The sequence below is a fragment of the Streptomyces sp. NPDC091292 genome, assembly GCF_044757265.1.
GTDB lineage: Bacteria > Actinomycetota > Actinomycetes > Streptomycetales > Streptomycetaceae > Streptomyces.
The window spans coordinates 19,782-38,499 of the sequence record NZ_JBIVUQ010000014.1 but is presented as its reverse complement, the minus strand read 5'-3'; the positions used below and the strand labels follow the sequence as shown (position 1 = coordinate 38,499).

The 18,718-nt window shown below is 73.3% G+C and carries 14 protein-coding genes and 2 pseudogenes; 9 read left to right on the top strand and 7 right to left on the bottom strand.

Translation table 11 applies throughout. The features are described from left to right. Positions 1–44 precede the first annotated feature (44 nt). On the bottom strand, positions 45–869 hold the full coding sequence (locus ACIQNU_RS30385) for an SAM-dependent methyltransferase (RefSeq protein ID WP_401372508.1): 825 nt from the start codon (positions 867–869) through the stop codon (positions 45–47). A gap of 98 nt (positions 870–967) precedes the next feature. Here ACIQNU_RS30385 and ACIQNU_RS30380 point away from each other — a divergent pair, with 98 nt between their 5' ends. Beyond that, a complete protein-coding gene (locus tag ACIQNU_RS30380) occupies positions 968–1,504 on the top strand; it encodes a GNAT family N-acetyltransferase (RefSeq protein ID WP_401372506.1) in 537 nt (178 codons plus the stop codon). Positions 1,505–1,602: 98 nt separating this feature from the next. On the opposite strand, the gene ACIQNU_RS30375 is transcribed toward ACIQNU_RS30380, so the two are convergent. The 3 genes from ACIQNU_RS30375 to ACIQNU_RS30365 all read right to left on the bottom strand — a co-directional run bounded on the left by ACIQNU_RS30375 (position 1,603) and on the right by ACIQNU_RS30365 (position 3,804). Then, positions 1,603–2,070: a hypothetical protein gene (locus tag ACIQNU_RS30375; RefSeq protein ID WP_401372505.1), complete on the bottom strand. Its 468-nt coding sequence runs from the start codon at positions 2,068–2,070 to the stop codon at positions 1,603–1,605. A gap of 64 nt (positions 2,071–2,134) precedes the next feature. Then, entirely contained in the window at positions 2,135–2,872 is a 738-nt protein-coding gene (locus tag ACIQNU_RS30370) for an ABC transporter permease (RefSeq protein WP_401372503.1), read from the bottom strand. Between the two features lie 2 nt (positions 2,873–2,874). Further along, the gene (locus ACIQNU_RS30365) at positions 2,875–3,804 is read right to left on the bottom strand and encodes an ATP-binding cassette domain-containing protein (protein WP_401372501.1); all 930 of its coding nucleotides are present in this window, start codon (positions 3,802–3,804) and stop codon (positions 2,875–2,877) included. Positions 3,805–3,933: 129 nt separating this feature from the next. Here ACIQNU_RS30365 and ACIQNU_RS30360 point away from each other — a divergent pair. The 3 genes and pseudogenes from ACIQNU_RS30360 to ACIQNU_RS30350 all read left to right on the top strand — a co-directional run bounded on the left by ACIQNU_RS30360 (position 3,934) and on the right by ACIQNU_RS30350 (position 7,232). Continuing rightward, positions 3,934–5,186: pseudogene (locus ACIQNU_RS30360) on the top strand (sensor histidine kinase). Positions 5,187–5,224: 38 nt separating this feature from the next. Beyond that, entirely contained in the window at positions 5,225–5,887 is a 663-nt protein-coding gene (locus ACIQNU_RS30355) for a response regulator (protein ID WP_401372499.1), read from the top strand. Positions 5,888–6,074: 187 nt separating this feature from the next. Further along, a complete protein-coding gene (locus ACIQNU_RS30350; RefSeq protein ID WP_401372497.1) occupies positions 6,075–7,232 on the top strand; it encodes an ROK family transcriptional regulator in 1,158 nt (385 codons plus the stop codon). Between the two features lie 106 nt (positions 7,233–7,338). Here the strand turns inward: ACIQNU_RS30350 and ACIQNU_RS30345 are convergent, their stop codons facing one another. Both ACIQNU_RS30345 and ACIQNU_RS30340 read right to left on the bottom strand, forming a co-directional pair. Further along, positions 7,339–8,100, bottom strand: a complete 762-nt coding sequence (locus ACIQNU_RS30345) for a GntR family transcriptional regulator (protein ID WP_401372496.1) — start codon at positions 8,098–8,100, stop codon at positions 7,339–7,341. Between the two features lie 291 nt (positions 8,101–8,391). Beyond that, positions 8,392–9,270 (bottom strand): RNA polymerase sigma-70 factor, encoded by an 879-nt coding sequence (locus ACIQNU_RS30340; RefSeq protein ID WP_401372494.1) that lies wholly within the window; start codon positions 9,268–9,270, stop codon positions 8,392–8,394. Positions 9,271–9,452: 182 nt separating this feature from the next. Between ACIQNU_RS30340 and ACIQNU_RS30335 the strand changes: the two genes are divergently transcribed. Beyond that, positions 9,453–10,283: an alpha/beta fold hydrolase gene (locus tag ACIQNU_RS30335; protein ID WP_401372492.1), complete on the top strand. Its 831-nt coding sequence runs from the start codon at positions 9,453–9,455 to the stop codon at positions 10,281–10,283. Between the two features lie 84 nt (positions 10,284–10,367). Here ACIQNU_RS30335 and ACIQNU_RS30330 read toward each other — a convergent pair. Further along, positions 10,368–11,204: pseudogene (locus ACIQNU_RS30330) on the bottom strand (DMT family transporter); the annotation flags it as partial. 47 nt (positions 11,205–11,251) lie between these two features. Between ACIQNU_RS30330 and ACIQNU_RS30325 the strand changes: the two are divergent. The 4 genes from ACIQNU_RS30325 to ACIQNU_RS30310 all read left to right on the top strand — a co-directional run bounded on the left by ACIQNU_RS30325 (position 11,252) and on the right by ACIQNU_RS30310 (position 18,655). Continuing rightward, positions 11,252–12,697 (top strand): PLP-dependent aminotransferase family protein, encoded by a 1,446-nt coding sequence (locus ACIQNU_RS30325; RefSeq protein ID WP_401372490.1) that lies wholly within the window; start codon positions 11,252–11,254, stop codon positions 12,695–12,697. A gap of 155 nt (positions 12,698–12,852) precedes the next feature. Then, positions 12,853–14,427: an alkaline phosphatase D family protein gene (locus tag ACIQNU_RS30320; protein WP_401372489.1), complete on the top strand. Its 1,575-nt coding sequence runs from the start codon at positions 12,853–12,855 to the stop codon at positions 14,425–14,427. 140 nt (positions 14,428–14,567) lie between these two features. After that, positions 14,568–16,019 (top strand): SWIM zinc finger family protein, encoded by a 1,452-nt coding sequence (locus tag ACIQNU_RS30315; RefSeq protein ID WP_401372488.1) that lies wholly within the window; start codon positions 14,568–14,570, stop codon positions 16,017–16,019. Continuing rightward, a complete protein-coding gene (locus ACIQNU_RS30310; protein ID WP_401372487.1) occupies positions 16,016–18,655 on the top strand; it encodes a DUF6493 family protein in 2,640 nt (879 codons plus the stop codon). Before ACIQNU_RS30315 ends, ACIQNU_RS30310 begins: the two co-directional genes overlap by 4 nt. Positions 18,656–18,718 lie beyond the last annotated feature (63 nt).

Genomic DNA, 18,718 nt, shown 5'->3' with positions numbered 1-18,718 from the left:
CGGGCGCCTCGCGCGCGTGGACTGGTCGACTGTGGGAGTACGGGTCAGGGCTTGCGGGCGACCGCGCCGAACTGGGCGACCTGCGGGGGCTGCGGCCCACCGCCGGGGTCGGGGTCGGGGTCGGGTCGCCAGTGGGCGCAGGACACGAGCCCAGGCTCCAGCAGCTCAAGACCCTCAAGGAAGCTCTCGACCTCGGCGCGGCTGCGGGCGGTGAGGGGCGGTGTCGCGTTCTCGTTCCAGAAGCGCATCGCGTCGGCGTTGCCCTCGCCGCCCAGTTCGAGCGTGGGGTGGGTGAGCACGAGGTGGCTGCCGGGCGGTACGGCGGCCAGGAGGCGGCGGACGAGGGAGCGGGCCTCGTCGGTGTCGAGGACGAAGTTGAGGATGCCCAGCATCATGACGGCGACCGGCCGGTCCAGGTCCAGGGTGCCGGCGGCGCCCGCGAGGATGCGGTCCGGGTCCCGCGCGTCGGCGTCGACGTAACTGGTGGCGCCCTCCGGCGTACTGGTGAGCAGGGCACGCGCGTGGAGGAGCACGAGCGGGTCGTTGTCCACGTAGACGACGCGGGCGTCGGGGGCGATGCGCTGGGCCACCTCGTGGGTGTTCTCGACGGTCGGCAGACCCGTGCCGATGTCGAGGAACTGCCGGATGCCGAGGTCGGCGGTCAGATGGGTCACGGCGCGGCCGAGGAACGCCCGGTCGGCGCGCGCCACTTCGCCAATGGCCGGGTACAGGGACGTGACGTGGTCGCCGACCTGTTCGTCCACCAGGTAGTGGTCCTTGCCGCCGAGCCAGTAGTTCCACACGCGCGCGTTGTGCGCGACATCGCTCGCGATCCCGTCACCCTGACGCGATCCACCGCTGTCGGTCATGCACTCCTCCTGGGCCGGTTGGTCCTTCAAGATCCCACAGGGGTACGGCGGCTGCCGAGGGCTTGGTACGCCGTACCGCCGGAAGTCATCATGGCCGCATGATCACGACATCCCGGCTGGTGCTACGCCGCTGGCGCCCCGAGGACATCGCTCCCCTGGCAGCGATCAGCGGCGACCCCGTGGTGATGCGCTGGATCGGCAACGGTTCGGTCCGCTCCCCCGAGCAGACCCGCGCCGGTGTCGAGGCGATGGAGCGGGCCTGGGACACCCAGGGCTTCGGCCTCTTCGCCGTCGAACTCCGGGAGACGGGACAACTCGTCGGCTTCACGGGCCTCTCGGTCCCCGACTACCTTCCCCAACTGCTCCCTTCCGTCGAGATCGGCTGGCGCCTCGGCCGCGCCTTCTGGGGGCGGGGGCTCGCCACCGAGGCGGCCCTCGCGGCGCTCCGCTTCGGGCTGGCGGACCGGGGCCTGGACCGGATCGTCAGCGTCGCCCAGGAGGACAACGGCGCATCGGAGCGCGTCATGTCCAAGCTGGGCATGCGCCTGGACCGGGAACTGGTCGACCCGTCGTGCGGGCGGCGGGTGCGGGTGTACGCGGTGACCAGGGCGGAGTTCGAGGGTGTGGGCCGGTGATGTGGCGGTCTGTTGATGCCGGGGCCGTTGATGCCGGGCCTGCCTGTGCCGTGGTCCGTCGAGCCCTGGTGGTCCCGTGCCGTGGGTCCCGGGCGCCGTCATGGTGGGTCGATGTCCGTCACCGCGGCCAGGAAGCGGATCGGTGATTCCGGGTCCCTGCGGGTGATCGCCAGAACCAGCCAGCGGTCGGCTGTCCGCCATATCAGGGCGTCGCCGCTCGGTGCGCTGAGCGTCGCCCACGGCTCGGGTATCGCCCCGTCGGGCTCCGTGCCCGCCTCGGTGTCGGCGGCGCGCAGGAAGATGCCCTGGAGCCCGATGTGGTCCGGGTCCCCGATCCGCTCGGTGAGCAGCACGGCGAGCGCGTCCCGGTCCGCGTACGCCTGCTCCTCGGCGACCGCGTACGCCCCGCCGTCCTCGTCGCCCCGCCCGTCCCGGCCGGTGAGGTCGACCACGAAGTACCCCGGCCCCCCGGAACCGCCGACGCCATCGACCGCTCCGCCGTGCTCCGCGGGGAGTTCCCGGGAGCACAGCAGATCGATCGTGGCGAGGTGCTGTGCGGTGCTCATGCTCTCCAGTAAAGCCGCCCCCACTGACAATTGGCGGCGGGTCACCCACGCGCCCCGCCCGAACTCACGCGTCGCGGCGGCGAATCGCCCACCATCCGGCCAGCAGCGCCGCCCCTGCCCAGAGCGCCAGGACCGCGAGTCCGGTCCAGGGTCCGGGCGCCCCCGGCGCATTCTGGTACAGCACCTGACGCCCGGCCCGATCGGGTAGGTATCTCGCGGCGCCTCCCGCGACGTCGCCGACGACGAACGAGACGATCAGTGTGAACGGGATGAGCAGGCTCAGCACGGCCACGCCGCTGCGCAGCAGCACGGTGAGCCCCGCGGCGAACAGCGCCATGAGCGCGAGGTAGATCCCGCCGCCGAAGCACGCGCGCAGGGCGCCCGGTTCACCGAGCCCGATGGCGTACTCCCCCATGAAGGCCTGCCCGGTGAGGAAGCTCGCCAACGAGGTGAGGAGCCCCACGGCGAGCGCGGCGCCGCCGATGACGGCCATCTTGGTGCCGTACCACAGGCCGCGTTTCGGGACGGCCCAGAGCGAGACGCGCAGGGCGTGGTTCAGGTACTCGGACGAGACGGCGGTGGCGCCGAAGGAGATGGCCGCGATCTGCGCGAAGTTGAGGGTGTAGAAGGCGGCGAGCACCGGGTCACCGCCGCCGCTCTCGGCCTCGGCCTGACCCACCGTGGGGAACACGATCAGGGTGATGCCGACCGTGACGGCGAAGACCGCGATCAGCGAACCGAAGCTGGCGCGCACCGAGCGGACCTTGATCCACTCGGAGCGCAGAACCGCGCTGGTGGACATCGTCAGACCTCCTGGGGAGTGGTGGTGGCTGCCGCGAACTCGACGTCGTCGGCGGTGAGCGCGAGATACGCCTGCTCCAACGACGCCTGGTCGTCGGAGAGTCCGAGGACGGGGATGCCCTCGCGCGCGGCGATGGCGCCGATCTCCTCGGCCTTCACCCCGTCGACGAGCCACTTGCCGTCCACGTCGGGCAGCATCTGGTGGCCTCCCCGGGCCAGGACGGCCCGCAGGCGTTCCGGCTCCGTGGTGCGTACACGCGCGCGGGGCGCGGTGTGCGCGGCGAGGAACTCCGGCAGCGGTGTGTCGGCGAGGAGCCTGCCCCGGCCCAGGACGACCAGGTGGTCGGCGAACGTGGCGGTCTCGTTCATGAGATGGCTGGAGACGAGAACGGTGCGCCCTTCGCGCGCGAGGCGGCGCAGTGTCTCGCGGATCCAGATGATGCCTTCCGGATCGAGGCCGTTGGAGGGCTCGTCCAGGAGCACGACAGCGGGGTCGCCGAGCAGGGCGGCGGCGATGCCGAGGCGCTGGCGCATCCCGAGCGAGAACGTCTTAATGCGGCGCCGGGCGACCGAGGCGAGTCCGGTCTCGTCCAGGACCTCGTCGACCCTGCGCGCGGGGATGCGGTTGCTGACGGCGAGGGCGAGGAGGTGGTGGTACGCGGTACGGGAGCCGTGTGCGGCCTGGGCGTCCAGCAGGGCGCCGACCTGGCGCAGGGGTTCGTCGAGGGCCGCGTAGGGGCGCCCGCCGAGCGTGGCCGTGCCGCTGGTGGGCCGGTCGAGGCCGAGCACGAGCCGCATGGTGGTGGACTTGCCGGCGCCGTTCGGGCCGAGGAATCCGGTGACCCGGCCCGGCAGGACGGAGAAGGTCAGCCGGTCCACGGCCCGGGTCGTCCCGTACTCCTTGGTCAGGTCTTTCACGTCGATGCTGGTCATGGGCCCAGGCTCGCGGGCCGACGGCCCCGCGGTCCTCCCCCGTGGGCGGAGATCGTCTCCCCCGCGCGGGGGAATCAGGCGCTCCGGGGTGCTGGCACGATGACGGGTATGTCCCGCCTCATCGGCCGTGTGCCGCGCCTCCTGCGTCCGCTGCTGCGCGCCGTGACGTACACGCGCTGGCTGCACATGCTGGTGGCGTCGGTCTTCGCCTTCGTGTGCGCCATGGTCTACCCGGGGCTCGACAGCCCGAGTCCCGCGCGCTGGGCGCTGATCGCGGCCCTGCCGGTTCCCATGGTCACGGCGGTGGCGCTGATTCCGGTGATGCGGCGCGCGGAGGGGCTTCAGGCGCGGCTGATGCTGTTCCCGGGCTCCCGCGCGCGGGGGAGGGACGGCGACGGGTCGGATCCGGGTATCAGCGCCGCGCCGTCGGCGTCGTGGCGTGACGGGGCGCGGACCGCGGTGTGGATGGTGCTGCGGCTGGAGGTCGGCTGTGCGGTGGCCCTGACGTGCAGCCAGTTCATGGCCACCACCCTGGCGCTGATCGGCGGGGCTGTCGGCGATCCGCTGACCGAAGGCGTCCTGCTCCGGGCCCCGGCCACACCCTGGCTGGCGGCCCTTCTGATCCCGTTCCGCTCGCGGCGATGATGGCGTTCGTCACGCTCACAGGTGCGGGCATGGCCGCCGCGGCCCGCCGGCTTCTGGGGACCTCGCCCGCCGAACGGCTCGCGGCCCTGGAGGAGCGCACGGAACGCCTCCTGGAGCGCAACAGGATCGCCCATGAACTGCACGACTCCATCGGCCACGCCCTGACGGTCGCGGTGGTCCAGGCGGGCGCCGCGCGCGCGTCGGGCGACCCGGCGTTCACGGACCGGGCGCTGGGCGCGATCGAGGAGACCGGACGGGCCGCCCTGGAGGAGCTGGAGCGGGTGCTGATCGTGCTGCGTGAGACCGAGCGGCCCGCGAGTGCGCGCCCCACGCTCGCCGACGCCGATCGGCTCCTGGACTCCGCGCGCGCGTCGGGCGCCAAGCTGGACGTCGACGTGTCGGGGCCCCTGGAGCGGGTGCCGGGACCGGTGTCCCGTGAGGGCTACCGGATGCTCCAGGAGTCCCTCACGAATGTGCTCCGGCACGCGGGCCGGGTCACCGTGGAGGTCAGGGTGACCGTGCACCACGCGCGCGTGGAGATCGACGTACGGAATCCGCTGGGCGTCGACGCGGCGCGCGATCTGTCCGCCGGCGAACCGGCCGGGACGTCGGGGACGTCGGGGCGCGGCAGTGGGCTGCGTGGCATCCGGGAGCGCGCCGCCCTGCTCGGCGGCCGGGCCCGCACGGGACCCGACGGCGGCGAGTGGCGGGTCCATGTCGAACTGCCCCTGACCTGACTCCGGGCCGCGCCTGGCGGCTCCTCTACGCTGGCCGAATGCCTCTCACCGTCCTCCTGGTCGACGACGAACCTCTCGTACGCGCGGGCCTGCGGGCCGTGCTGGAGGCGCAGCCGGACATCGAGGTCGTCGGCGAGGCGGCGGACGGGGCCGCCGTGATCCCGCTGGTGCGGAGTCTGCGTCCGGACGTGGTGGCGATGGACGTGCGGATGCCCCTCATGGACGGCATCGAGGCCACGCGCGCGGTGCTGCGCACGGTGGCCGACCCACCGAAGATCCTGGTGGTGACGACGTTCGAGAACGACGAGTACGTGTACGAGGCGCTGCGCGCGGGCGCCGACGGCTTCCTGCTGAAGCGGGCCAGGCCGGTGGAGATCGTGAACGCGGTGCGCCTGGTCGCGCAGGGCGATTCGCTGCTGTTCCCGGCGGCGGTGCGGAGGCTGGCCGCCGAGCACGGCAGGGAGTACGGCGATCCGGCGGCCCGCGAGGCCCTGGACCGGGCCGCGCTGACGGATCGCGAGGCGGACGTGCTGCGGCTGATGACGCGGGGCCTGTCCAACGCGGAGATCGCCGCCCGGCTGATCGTGGGCACCGAGACGGTCAAGTCGCATGTGAGCGCCGTCCTGGCCAAGCTGGGGGCCCGGGACCGTACGCAGGCGGTGATCGCGGCCTACGAGTCGGGTTTCGTCTCGCCCGGGTGAAGGGCGTGGCCCGGATTGCCGAAGGGCGTGGCGCGGATTACCGAGGGGCTTGGCCCGGATTCCGGATCCGCGTGGCGCCGGGGACACGCCCCGGATTCGACATGGTCACGACCTCGCCGGACACTCGCCGTAGTCGTCCGGTGCCGAGTACGATCCGGGCCATGCGCACAGGCGGGGAGGACGGACGTTGGGGCGGCTGACCGGCGGGGATCCCTCTCTGCTGCGGCGGATCAATTCCGCCGTGGTGCTGCACGCGTTGCGGGCCACGGACTACGCGACGCTCACCGAGGTGACTCGTGTGACGGGGCTGTCGCGGCCCACGGTCGAAGGCGTGGTCGAAGGGCTCATCGAGGCCGGTCTCGTGGTCGAGACGGCCGCCGAGGAGGGCGCGGCGCGGCGCCAGGGGCGCCCGGCCCGCAGGTTCCGGTTCCGCGCCGAGGCGGGGCATCTGCTGGGCCTGGAGATCGGGCCGCACCGGGTCGCCGCCGTGCTGGCCGATCTGGACGGCACCTTCCTCGGCACGGCTTCCAAGGCGGTCTCCGAGACGGCGTCGGCGGACGAACGGCTCGACCGGTTGCGGGTGGCCGTCGCGGATCTGCTGCGCCGTGCGGGCGTGGCCCGCAGTTCGCTGCGTGCGGTCGGTGTCGGCAGCCCGGGGATCGTGGAGGCCGACGGGACGGTACGGCTCGGTACGGCCCTGCCGGGGTGGACGGGGCTGGACCTGGGTGAGCGGCTGCGCCGGTCGTTCCGCTGCCCGGTCCTCGTGGAGAACGACGCCAACGCGGCTGCGGTGGCCGAGCACTGGAAGGGCGCGGCGACCGGGTCCGACGACATGGTGTTCGTCCTGGCCGGTCTCAGCCCCGGTGCGGGGTCGCTGATCGGCGGGCGGCTGCACCGGGGGTTCGGCGGTGCGGCGGGCGAGATCGGCGCGCTGCATCTGCTGGGCCGTGAGGCGACGCCGGAGACGCTGCTGTCGACGACGGACAAGCCGCTGCACCCGCTGGACGAACAGGCCGTCGCCGAGGTGTTCGCGCACGCGCGCAAGGGTGACGCGCGGGCCCAGGCGGCCCTGGACCGCTTCATCCAGCGGCTGGTGCACGATGTGGCGGTGCTGGTTCTCGCGCTGGATCCCGAGCTGGTCGTCGTGGGCGGTTGGGCGGCCGGTCTGGACGGCGTACTGGAGCCGCTGCGCGGCGAGTTGGCCCGCTACTGTCTCCGGCCGCCGCGGGTGGCCCTGTCGATGCTCGGCGAGGCCGCCATCGCGACGGGGGCGCTGCGGCTGGCGCTCGACCATGTCGAGGAGGAGCTGTTCGCGGTGGAGAGCACGGTGACGGCGCGGCGGTGAGCGCCGCGCCGTCGTGTCCGGGGCCCGTAGGCGGGTTGCGGAACCGCTGGACGGGCTCCGGGGCCCGAAGGCGGGTCCGGGCCCGTAGGCGGGTCAGGAGGCGGGGTCAGGATGCCTGGCGCTCGGGACCGTGGTGTATTTCGACGCCGCCGGAGTCCCCGAAGGTGAGCCGGCAGGTGTCCGCGCGGTAGGTCGCCACGGAGACGGCCGCGGTGCGGCCCTCGGCGAAGTACCGGGTGGTGACCACCAGGACGGGCGAGCCGGGCAGCCGGTCGAGTTCCTTGGCGTCGTCGGCGCGGGCCGAGCCCAGTTCGACGGCGCGGTCCTGGCCTTCGAGACCGAGGCGCTGGAGTTCCCGGAGCACGGCACGCGCGCGTGCGCTCGGCGAGGGCGCGTTGATCGCCGACAGGTCGGGCACCGAGGACTCGGGGATGTACAGCAGCTCGGCCGCCACGGGCTGCCCGTGCGACACACGGCTGCGGCGGACGACGTGCACGGCCTCGCCGCCGGGGGTCTCCAGCATCCTGGCGACGGCGGCGGGAGCGGCGGCGGTCTCGCAGTCGGCGGTCTGCCAGGCGTCACCGAGGGCGCCGGGCCAGTCCTGGTCGACGGAGCCGACGGCCACGCCCATGCGCGGGGGCGCGACGGTGGTGCCGACGCCCCGGCGGCGCTGGAGGCGCCCTTCGAGTTCGAGCTGTTCGAGGGCCTGGCGGAGGGTGGCCCGCGCGACGCCGAAGCGCGCGGCGAGGTCCCGTTCGTTGGGCAGGATCTCTCCCACCGCGAACTCCGAGTCCAGTGCCTCGGTGAGCACGGTCTTGAGGTGCCAGTACTTGGGCTCCGGCACCGATTCGAGCTGCGTGGTCCCCACCCTGTCCTCCGCAATCGCCGTGTCCCGGCAGCGTTTTAAGCGCCCTTGTTTATTAAAGGTTCCTGCACTATCTCTGCGACGATAGGCCGGTCCCCACAGTTGGTCAAGACCAATCCTGGAACGGTTGCAGGGCCCCCGGGCCCGTTGCCCGGGAGCGTTCACGCGACGTTCGTGCAGCACACGCGCGCGTAAGGCGCCCGTCACATGGCGCGAGCGGGGCACGGGCGCGGCGGGGCCGGGGCGGAGACTTTGCCGGATCCAGAAGGTCTCACGCACCGGAGTGATCAAGCCTCACCCGAGGGTCGGCATCTTGTCGGGGTTGCGGATGAGGTACATGCGCTGGATGTGACCGTCGACCACATCGAACTGGAACACGGAGTCCGGTTTCTCGCCGTCGAGGGCCAGGACCGCGACACCGCCGTTGAGTTCGAGGACGCGGAAAGTGAGTTCCGCCGCGCCCTTCTCGGCAACGCCGTGCAGGAAACGGCTCACCTTGGCCGCCGACTCGATGATCCGCAGCGGCGCCCTGGCCTTGCCGTCGGTATCGCTGACCAGGCTGACGTCCGCCGCGAGCAGGGTCATCAGGCCGTCCAGGTCACCGCTCGTGGCCGCGGCGAGGAACCGTTCGGTGAGGTCGCGGCGTTCGTCCGGGTCGACGCGATAGCGCGGCCTGCGCTCCTCGACGTGCTGCCGCGCGCGGGCGGCCAGTTTCCGTACGGCGGGCTCGCCGCGTTCGAGCGTCGTGGCGATCTCCGCGAACGGGTACCCGAACGCCTCCCGGAGCACGAACACCGCGCGCTCCAGCGGCGACAGCGACTCCAGGACGACCATGACGGCGAACGAGACGGAGTCGGCGAGCACGGCCCGCTCGGCGGTGTCCGGCGCGACCGGGCCGAAGTCGGTGACCATCGGTTCGGGCAGCCACGGCCCCACGTATGCCTCGCGGCGCGCCTGGACCTGGCGGAGCCGGTCGATCGCGAGGCGGGTGGTGGTTCGCACGAGGAACGCGCGCGGGTCGCGGACCGGTTCCCGGTCGGCGCCCGCCCAGCGCAGCCAGGTCTCCTGGACGACGTCCTCCGCGTCGGCCATCCGGCCCAGCATGCGGTAGGCGACGCCCATCAGAACGCCTCTGTGCTCCTCGAAGACCTCGGTCGCGATGTCGGTTGCCACCCGTCCATCCCACCGGACGCATCGCGCGGTGTCCACTTCCCGTACGCGAACTCGCCACCGGGGTCTACCCGTCGGTAGCTATTGCTGACAAGCTGTCTACTCACGCTCACCCCCTCACGCCCACCCCCTGTCGGCCGTCCGTCCGCCGCGTCCACCGCGCGCCCTGTCCGAGGAGCAGCAGCATGTCCGACACGGTCTCCCTCACCGTCGATTCCCCGCTCGGCCCGCGGACGGTGTCGCTCTCCTACGCGCGCGTGGGCAGCGGTGAACCGCTGCTCCTGCTGCACGGCATCGGCCACCACCGCCAGGCGTGGGACCCGGTGATCCCCGCGCTGGCGGCCGAGCGGGACGTGATCGCCGTGGACCTGCCCGGCTTCGGCGCGTCACCGGCCCTGCCGGACGGTCTCGGGTACGACCTGACGACCGTGGTGCCGGTCCTCGGGGCGCTCTGCGCCGCGCTGGACATCGAACGGCCGCATGTCGTGGGCAATTCGCTCGGCGGTCTCCTGGCCCTGGAACTGGGCCGCGAGAAGCTGGTCCGTTCCGTGACGGCCCTGTCCCCGGCCGGGTTCTGGACGGAGAGCGAGCGCCGGTACGCGTTCGGGACGCTGCTCGCGATGCGCCGGGGCGCGCGTCTGCTGCCCCTTCCGGCGATCAGGGGGCTCGCCCGGACGGCGGCCGGGCGCACCGCGCTGACGAGCACGATCTACGCCCGGCCGGGGCGCCGTTCACCCGAGGCCGCCGTCGCCGAGACGCTCGCCCTGCGGAGCGCCACCGGGTTCTACCCGACCCTCGCGGCCGGCCGGGACGTGCGCTTCACGGACGACATCCCCGAGATCCCGGTCACCGTGGCCTGGGGCACCCACGACCGGATCCTGCTGCGCCGTCAGGGGATCCGGGCCAAGCAGGCGATTCCCGGCGCCCGGCTGGTGCGGCTGCCCGACTGCGGGCATGTGCCCATGAACGACGACCCCGCTCTCGTCGCGCGCGTCATCCTCGACACGAGCCGCTGACCGCCCGCCGCGAGACATCCGCCCACCGGGCAGGTGACGGCCCCGTGGCCGCCCGCCCAGCACCCCGGAACCCACCGCGACGCCCGCTCCCACCAGGGCGCTGCCGACGGCCTGTGCCGGGCCGTAGCCGCCCGCGCCGACGAGCGGCGCCGTGCAGGCCGCGGCGACGGGGATGAGCCCGGAGAACAGCGTGGCGCGCTCCGCGCCGATCCGCTGCATGCCGATGTACCAGCAGACGAAGCCGATGACGGTGACGATCGCCGCCTGCCACAGCAGGGCGACGGTCTCCGGCGTGTCGGGGCGGCGCAGCCAGTCGCCGCCGTCGACGACCACACCGACGACCGCCGACTCGGCGGCGGCGATCGCACACACGGTGGCCGACAGCAGTCGCGGTCCGAGCGGCCTCAGCACCGGGACGGCCAGGACGGCGAACCCGACCTCTCCGGCGAGCGCGCACACCGAGAACGCCACCCCCGCCGCGTCGGTACGGCCCCAGCCCTGGACGGTGCACGCTCCGGCCGCGACGAACAGGGCGCCGTACAGGACGGTGCGCTGCGGGCGGCGGCCGTCGAGCAGCGGTACCAGGACCGCGACGACGACGGGCGCACAGCCGACGAAGACGCCGGGGACGGCCGGTTCGGCGGTGCGCTCGGCGGCGATGACGGCGATGTTGAAGCCGACCATGCCGACGGCGGCGAGCAGCCCCAGGCGCACCCATTGGCGCGCGTTCAGGGCCCGCAGCGGCGCCGCGCCGCCCCGGCCGACGAGCGGGACGAGCAGCAGGCAGGCGAGCCCGTAGCGGAGGAACTGGCCGCCCGCGTACGGGTAGGTGCCCAGGACGCTGTTGGCGGTGAAGGACCCGCCGACGAGGATGCAGGCGAGGGCGGCGAACAGGGACCCTCGCACGGAGTTGGCGTTCATGAGGTTGACGCTAAGGACGCGCGTGGACCGGTTTAAGGTCCACTTCCATGACGTCATCGGGGACCAATCAGCCGGCGCGTGGCGGGCCGGGAAGCGGCAGCACGGCGTGGGAGATGCTGCTGCCCGCGGCATCGGCGCCCGCGCGCGGGCGCGGGCGGGCGCTCCAGGCGGCGCTGCGTGACGCGGTGCGGTCGGGGCGGCTCGCGCCGGGCACCCGGCTGCCGTCCAGCCGTGATCTGGCCGCCGATCTGGCGGTGTCGCGGGGTCTGGTCACGGAGGCGTACGAGCAGTTGACGGCGGAGGGCTATCTCCGCAGCGACCGCGGAGCGGGCACCTGGGTCGGCGGCGCGGCGCGCGCGGCCCACCCACGCGCGCGTGACGGCGCTCCGCGACCGCCCGGTGCGACCGTCGACTTCGTGCCCGGCACACCCGATCTGTCGCTGTTCCCGCGCGCGGGATGGGCGTCGGCCTACCGCGAGGTCCTGGCGGGGCTGCCGCACCGGGCCCTGGGCTACCCCGATCCGCGCGGACTCCCCCGGCTGCGTACCGCGCTCGCGGACCTGCTGACGCGCAGGCGCGGGGTGGTCGCCGATCCGGAACGCCTCGTCGTGTGCTCGGGCGTGGCCCAGGGGGTGACCCTGCTGGGATTCGTGCTGCACGCGCGCGGGGAGCACACCGTCGGTGTGGAGGACCCGGGAAGTCCGGAACACGACGCGCTGTTCGCGTCCGCCGGGGTCCGCTCCCTGCCACTGCCGCTGGACGCCGAAGGACTCGCCCTGGAGCCACTGCGGGCGTCCGGGGTGCGGTCCCTGGTGACGACGCCCGCCCACCAGTTCCCGTCGGGCATCGCGTACTCCGCCCGACGCCGTACCGAACTCCTCGACTGGGCACGGTCGGTGGACGGGCTGGTCGTCGAGGACGACTACGACGGCGACTTCCGCTACGACCGCTCACCCGTCGGCGCCCTCCAGGGACTCGACCCGGAACACGTCGCCTACACGGGGTCCGTCAGCAAGTCCCTGGCACCCGGGCTGCGGCTGGGCTGGCTGGTGGTGCCGGCGCGGCTCACGGAGGAGGTCGTCGAGCGCAAACGCACCATGGACCTGGGCAACCCGGCGCTGGAGCAGGAGACGCTGGCCCACTTCGTGGAGCGCGGTGACTACGACCGTCAGTTGCGGCGCTGCCGCACCGCTTACCGGGAGCGCCGCGACACCCTGGTGGCCGCCCTGCGCGACGGTTTCCCCGGCTCCGAGGTGACCGGGATCGCGGCGGGTCTGCACGTCATCGTCCGGCTGCCCGCACGGTACGGGCCGCAGGAACGGCTCCTCGCGCGCGCGGACGCGGCCGGTGTGGCGGTCCGGCCGCTGACGGCCTACGGGACGCGGACACCGGACGACGGATCGGTCCCGCTGGTCGTCGGGTACGCCCATCTGACGCCCGCGCGGATCCAGGAGGGCGTACGGCTGCTGGTCGCGGCTGCCCGGGAGAGGTGACCCGTGGGTGATCCCGCGCGCGTGCCGTGTTCCCCGACGGGCACGGCGAGTTGTTCACTTGGGGTTCGCGTGAGCGCTGCGGCGCACCAGTAGGTGTGTGACAGCGCCAGGTGTGGCACCGCACGCCGGCCGGACCCGTCACTGGAGGCGTACCCATGTCCCCTCGCCCGCCCAGCCCGCTCCCCGGCCGCCGCAGCGTGCTGCGCGGTTCCCTGGCCGCGTCGGCGGCCCTCGCCCTGCCCGCGACCGTCACCGCCCCCGCGCTCGCCCTCTCGGGACGCCCCAAAGCGGGCTGGGGAGTCCAGACCGGTGATGTGACCACGGACTCGGGTCTCGTGTGGGTGCGCTCCGACCGTCCCGCGCGGATGATCGTCGAGACCTCGGCCACCGAGTCGTTCCGCCGTACCACCCGATGGCACGGTCCCCTCCTGGGTCCCGGCACGGACTTCACCGGTACGACCCGGCTGCGCGGGCTGCCGTCGGGCGAACAGATCCACTACCGGGTGCTGCTCGCCGACCCCGACGACCCGCGCCGCACGGGCGAGCCGGTGCCCGGCACGTTCCGCACGGCGTCCACGCACCGGCGCGGCGGTGTGCGCTTCCTGTGGTCGGGCGACATCGCGGGCCAGGGCTGGGGCATCAACCCGGACCTGGGCGGCTACCGCGTGTACGAGGAGATGCGCCGCCTCGACCCGGACTTCTTCCTGTGCAGCGGCGACACCATCTACGCGGACAACCCGATCCTGCCGACGGTGACCCTGCCCGACGGCCGGATCTGGCGGAACGTCACCACCGAGGAGAAGTCGAAGGTCGCCGAGAGCCTCGCGGAGTTCCGCGGCGCGTTCCGCTACAACCTCCTCGACGAGAACGTACGGCGCTTCAACGCGCAGGTGCCGACGGTCATCCAGTGGGACGACCACGAGGTGCACAACAACTGGTACCCGGGTCAGATCCTGGACGACGACCGGTACACGGTGAAGGACGCCGACCTTCTCGCGGCGCGCTCCCTGCGCGCGTTCGGCGAGTACTTCCCGATCTCGACGCTGCCCACCGGCGACGCCAAGGGCCGCGTGTACCGGGTGCTGCGGCACGGTCCGCTGCTCGACGTGTTCGTCCTGGACATGCGCACCCACCGCAACGCCAACTCGCCGAACCGGCAGCCCGACGACACGAACGGCATCCTCGGCGCCGAGCAACTGGCCTGGCTCAAGCGGGAGCTGTCCCGGTCCCGGGCCACCTGGAAGGTGATCGCGTCCGACATGCCGCTGGGCCTGGTCGTCGCGGACGGCGCCGTCAACTTCGAGGCGGTCGCCCAGGGCGACCCGGGCGCGCCGCTGGGCCGCGAACTCCAGATCGCCGAGCTGCTGCGCCACATCAAGCACCGGCGCATCACCGGCACGGTCTGGCTGACGGCGGACGTGCACTACACATCGGCGCAGCACTACGACCCGGCGCGGGCCGCGTTCAAGGACTTCGCACCGTTCTGGGAGTTCGTGTCCGGTCCGCTCGCCGCCGGCGGCTTCCCCGCGGTCAAGCTGGACGGCACCTTCGGGCCCGAGCAGCCGTTCGTGAAGGCCCCGACCCGCGCCAACGTCTCCCCGGCCGAGTCGCCGCAGTACTTCGGCGAGGTCGACATCGACGGCGCCAGCGGCGAGCTGACGGTGCGGCTGCGGGAAGAGGGAGGGGTGCTCTTCACGAAGGTGCTGCAGCCGGGGCGGGTGGGGCAGTAGGTGAGGGTCTGAGGCCATCAGTGAGGGTCTGAGGCCCTCACTGATGGCCGTCCATCTGAGGAACCGTCAACTCCGTTTGGTTTCAGGGGCTGTTTGCGCAGGTCAGGGCGATTGTCAGTGGTCGCGTCTACGGTTTTCCCATGACGCGATCACTGCAGGCCGTGGCCTACTCCCGACCCTCGACGCTGGAATCCGCACCGGACGGCGGGCGGCTCGGGCTTGAGACGTCCCGAGGCGCCACGCCGTCGGGGATAAAGGACCATCCGCGGTTCTTCGCGGGGTTCCTGACCTCACCCCAGATCGCGTCGGCGGGGCTGCTCGCGGTGGCCGACGTGGCCGCGACCCGTTACTACCAGCGGCAGTTGGCCGCATCGCTGGACCCGGTCGTGACGGGGAACGGCGACCGGCTCCGCTTCGAGTCGTTCTCGGGCTGCGGCGGCGTGTATGCCCGCCTCGACGTCCTCGCGGCCGGCCTCGACGGCGGCCGGATCGGGCACGGCACCACCAATGTCGACGTCAACAACCCGCTGCGGGAGGCTCTTTCCCGGATCGGCGCGGACGATCCGCTGCATCTGCGCGTCGGGCCGGACGAGATGGCCGTGACCACGGTGGACGGCCCGGTCGTCGAGAAGAAGGTTCCGCTCCCGGACCGGTGGCTGCGCGGCTTCGCCGAGGCCCAGGTGATCGCGGCCGGTTTCGATCTGCGGGCGGAGCTGCCCGCCGGGGAGGCCGTGCGGTTCCTGCGGTCGCTGCCGAGGGGTTCCGCGCGCGGGGCGTCCCGTGGCGCCTCCTGGGTGGTGCCCGCCGGGCGCGGCCTGCGGCCGACGACCCGGCCCGTCCCCGGCGCCGTCGCCCTGCCGGGACCGGAGCGCCTGGTGGCCCTCCTGCGGGTGCTCCGGCACGCCACGGCCCTGCGGGTGTACGGTCCGCCGGTCACCGGTGGCGCCGATCCGACCGCGGCGGCCTGGGAGGTCGTCCTGCCCGGCATGCGCCTCACCCTCACGCTGTCGCCGGAGGCGTCCCGGGGCTTCTCCGGCGAGGGCGGCGTACTGGACGCGCTGGCGACCGACGAGGCCGCGGAGGACGCCGAACTGATCTCGGTCCTGCTGGCCTGGGAGCCGCGCATCGACATCGCCGACCTCGCCGCGTCGTCCGGACTGCCGGCCGAGCGGGTGCGGGCCGCGCTGGTCCGCCTCGGCACCTCGGGCCGCGTGGGGTACGACACGGCGGAGGCCGCCTACTTCCACCGGGAACTGCCCTATGACGCGGGGCGGGTGGAGCGGCACAATCCACGGCTGCGGTCCGCCCGCGCGCTGCTCGACGCCGCCGCGGTGACCCTGGACGGCGCCCTGGGCACGGTGACCGCCGACGACGGGCACGTCCACCGGGTGCGCGACGACGCGGGGAGCCTGACCTGCACGTGCCAGTGGTGGGCGAAGTACCGCGGTGGACGGGGACCGTGCAAACACGCGCTGGCCGTCCGCATGGCACGGCGCGGCGCCGCTCCGTCACCGGGCCCCGCCACGGCGACCGCGGGTCCGGGCAGCGCGTCTGCCGTCGACGGCACGGAGATCGCCGGAGGCGCCCGATGAGTACGGAACTCCTCATGCGCTCGGTGCGCTCGGGCCGGATGATCGAGACGGTCGACCTGCTCGAAGGCATGACCGCCGCCGAACGCCGCGCGTGCGTCACCGGGTTGAAGTCCCTGCGCAAGGAGCTGCGGGGCGATCCCTGGTCGGCGGCGACCCGCAAGACGCATCCCGTACTGCACGCCGCCGGGGCGGCCTGCCACAGCGGCGTCGTCGCGGCGGCCACCTGGATCACGGCGGCCGACATGCGCTGGTCCCAGGCGTCCCCGGGCGTGCTGCTGCAGTTGCTGGGCGAGCGGGACCCCCAGTGGCTCGGGGACCTGGCGCACAAGCTGGCGGAGCGTCCGGTCTCCTCGTCCGTGCCCTATGCGCTGATGTCGGGGCTGGTACGGCGCGCGGGATGCGACGCACCGACCACGGACGCGTACGTCCAGGGCTGGATGGACGACACCAGCGGTATGTGGCAGCGCGGTACCGCGCTGTCGGAGCGGCTGCGCGGCGATCCTCATCTGGTGCCGCTCGTCGCCGCGCTGTTCGAAACGGAGGACATCGGCTCGCGCATCGAGTGGACGTACGGCGAGGAGGCGCAGAGCTGGACCGCCGCGCTGGTCCGCCTGACGGGGGACGGCGTCCTGGACCGGAAGGTGATGATCGAGGCCTGTGTCGCCCGCCTGCTGCGGGGTGGCTCACCCAGCGACCACCGGGCGTTCCTGAAGTTGCTCAAGGCGCTGTCCCTGACCCCTGAGGAGGAGCGCGAGCGCCTGGCGGACTGGACGGCGCTGGCCGCCGACGCGCCGTCGGTGGTCGCGGCCCACGCGCAGTCCGTGCTCGGCGCGCTCGCCCAAAACGGCGAACTGACGCACCGTCACCTGGCGGAGATGTCGCGGGGCGTGCTGTTCCGCACCGAGAAGAAGCTGGTCAGGACCCAGCTCATCCTGCTCGGAAAGATCCTCAGGGCCGACCCGGCCGCCGCGACCGTACTGCTGCCCGCGGTGGCCGACGCGTTCGGCCATGAGGACACCGACCTCCAGGAGCGCGCCCTGAAACTGGCCGAGCGGCATCTGGACCAGGCCGGTCCCGACGCCCGGGACGAACTGGCCGGAGCCGTGGAACAGTTGAGTCCCGGACTGCGTCCGCGCGCGGCCCAGGCGCTGGGTGTGACACCGGCCCCCGGCGACGCGGAGCCCTATACGGAGCTGCTCCCGCCCCCGCCCGAGCGCCGCCGGGTAGCGCCAGCCCCGGGGTCCGCCGCCGAGGTCGCCGAGGAGACGGGCGCCCTGCTGGAGGCGGGCGGCGGCGTGCCTGCCTTCGAACGGGTCCTGGACGGTCTCGTCCGGCAGGCATACGCGGACCGGGCGGCCCTGATCGAGGCCCTGGGTCCCCTGTCGGAGCGGCAGTGGTGGCACGGCGACAAGTCGGGGCACAGGGATCCGGACCATTATTTCCGGGACGATCCCCGTGGCATCGAGGTCGTCCTGGCGACCCTGTTCGACGAGATCAGGACCGTCACTCTGCACCACTCCGTCCAGCGCGGGGTGGTGCGCAAGGAGTGCGCGCACACGGCCCTGTCGCGCGCCTGGGAGGCACGGCTCTGGGAGGCCGCGTACCGGATCCGGACCGAGCCGATGCCCTTCCTGCTGGCCACACCCACCTGGGAGTCCGGCGTCCTGGAGCCCGACGAACTGGTGGCGCGCCTGACCGAGTACGGACGACTGGGTGTGCGCCCGGGTGAGGCGGACTTCGCGCAGGCGCTGCTCCGGGTGCACCGCGACCCGGCGGCGGCCGGGGCGGCGAGCGCCCTCGGTACTCCCGAAGGCGACCGCCTGGCCCGATGGCTGAGCGGCGGCCCCGCGCGGCCCCGCCCGTCCGCTCTCCGCCCCGCGGGCACCCGGATCCTGGTCCAGGTCGACGAGGACACCGAGCTGACCGACTTGGAGAAGCAACTCCCGCGCGCGTTCGCGAAGCTGGGTGCCGAGGTGATCGTCTCGGACGGGCCGAGGACCTGCTACCACTGGACGCTCGACCAGCGGGCGCACTGGCTCGCCGTCGTCCCGGGACGGCGGGACGTCGTCGCTGCCCTGCTCCTGAAGGAGACGTCCGACGCGGCCGTCGAGGACGCCGGCGACGACCCCACGTATCTGCCGCTGCTCGCCGAGACCGACGGCGAGGCGGGCGACGCGGTGCACCTCGCGGTGGCGTACGGTCTGGGCGCCCGGCGGTCCGACGAACGGCTCGCCGCCGTGGACGCGCTGCTGGTCCTCGCCGCGCGGGGGCAGCTCGACGCGGATCTGCTCGGCGGCGCGCTCGGACGCCTGGTCGTGAGCGGTGCGGTCAAACCCGTACGGCTGGTCGAATCGGGACGTGCGGCGGCGGCCACGGGGGCGTACGCCACGACGTGGTCCGTGCTGCGTGAGGCGCTGGTGCCCTTGCTGACAGCGTTCGCCGAGGGCCGTTCGGCCGGGGTCCGGGGCGCCGGTGACCTGCTCGCGGTGGCCGCCGAGTGCGCCGAGCGGACGGGCGCGCGGGGCGCGATACCCCGGCTGGCGGAGGTGGCGGAGCGCGGCGGTTCGTCACGGCTGGTGACCCAGGCGCGGCGGTTGCACAAGGCGCTCGGGGCGGAGAACGGCACGGTGACCTGAGCGGCGCCCCGAGAGGGGCACACGGGGGCTTTCAGTGAGATACGGGGGACATTCCTTGAACAC

Bases quoted from the DNA above. Each gene is read 5' to 3' on its own strand.
- ACIQNU_RS30385 (WP_401372508.1), bottom strand. From the start codon at position 869: ATGACCGACAGCGGTGGATCGCGTCAGGGTGACGGGATCGCGAGCGAT.
- ACIQNU_RS30380 (WP_401372506.1), top strand. From the start codon at position 968: ATGATCACGACATCCCGGCTGGTGCTACGCCGCTGGCGCCCCGAGGAC.
- ACIQNU_RS30375 (WP_401372505.1), bottom strand. From the start codon at position 2,070: ATGAGCACCGCACAGCACCTCGCCACGATCGATCTGCTGTGCTCCCGG.
- ACIQNU_RS30370 (WP_401372503.1), bottom strand. From the start codon at position 2,872: ATGTCCACCAGCGCGGTTCTGCGCTCCGAGTGGATCAAGGTCCGCTCG.
- ACIQNU_RS30365 (WP_401372501.1), bottom strand. From the start codon at position 3,804: ATGACCAGCATCGACGTGAAAGACCTGACCAAGGAGTACGGGACGACC.
- ACIQNU_RS30355 (WP_401372499.1), top strand. From the start codon at position 5,225: ATGCCTCTCACCGTCCTCCTGGTCGACGACGAACCTCTCGTACGCGCG.
- ACIQNU_RS30335 (WP_401372492.1), top strand. From the start codon at position 9,453: ATGTCCGACACGGTCTCCCTCACCGTCGATTCCCCGCTCGGCCCGCGG.
- ACIQNU_RS30325 (WP_401372490.1), top strand. From the start codon at position 11,252: ATGACGTCATCGGGGACCAATCAGCCGGCGCGTGGCGGGCCGGGAAGC.
- ACIQNU_RS30320 (WP_401372489.1), top strand. From the start codon at position 12,853: ATGTCCCCTCGCCCGCCCAGCCCGCTCCCCGGCCGCCGCAGCGTGCTG.
- ACIQNU_RS30315 (WP_401372488.1), top strand. From the start codon at position 14,568: ATGACGCGATCACTGCAGGCCGTGGCCTACTCCCGACCCTCGACGCTG.
- ACIQNU_RS30310 (WP_401372487.1), top strand. From the start codon at position 16,016: ATGAGTACGGAACTCCTCATGCGCTCGGTGCGCTCGGGCCGGATGATC.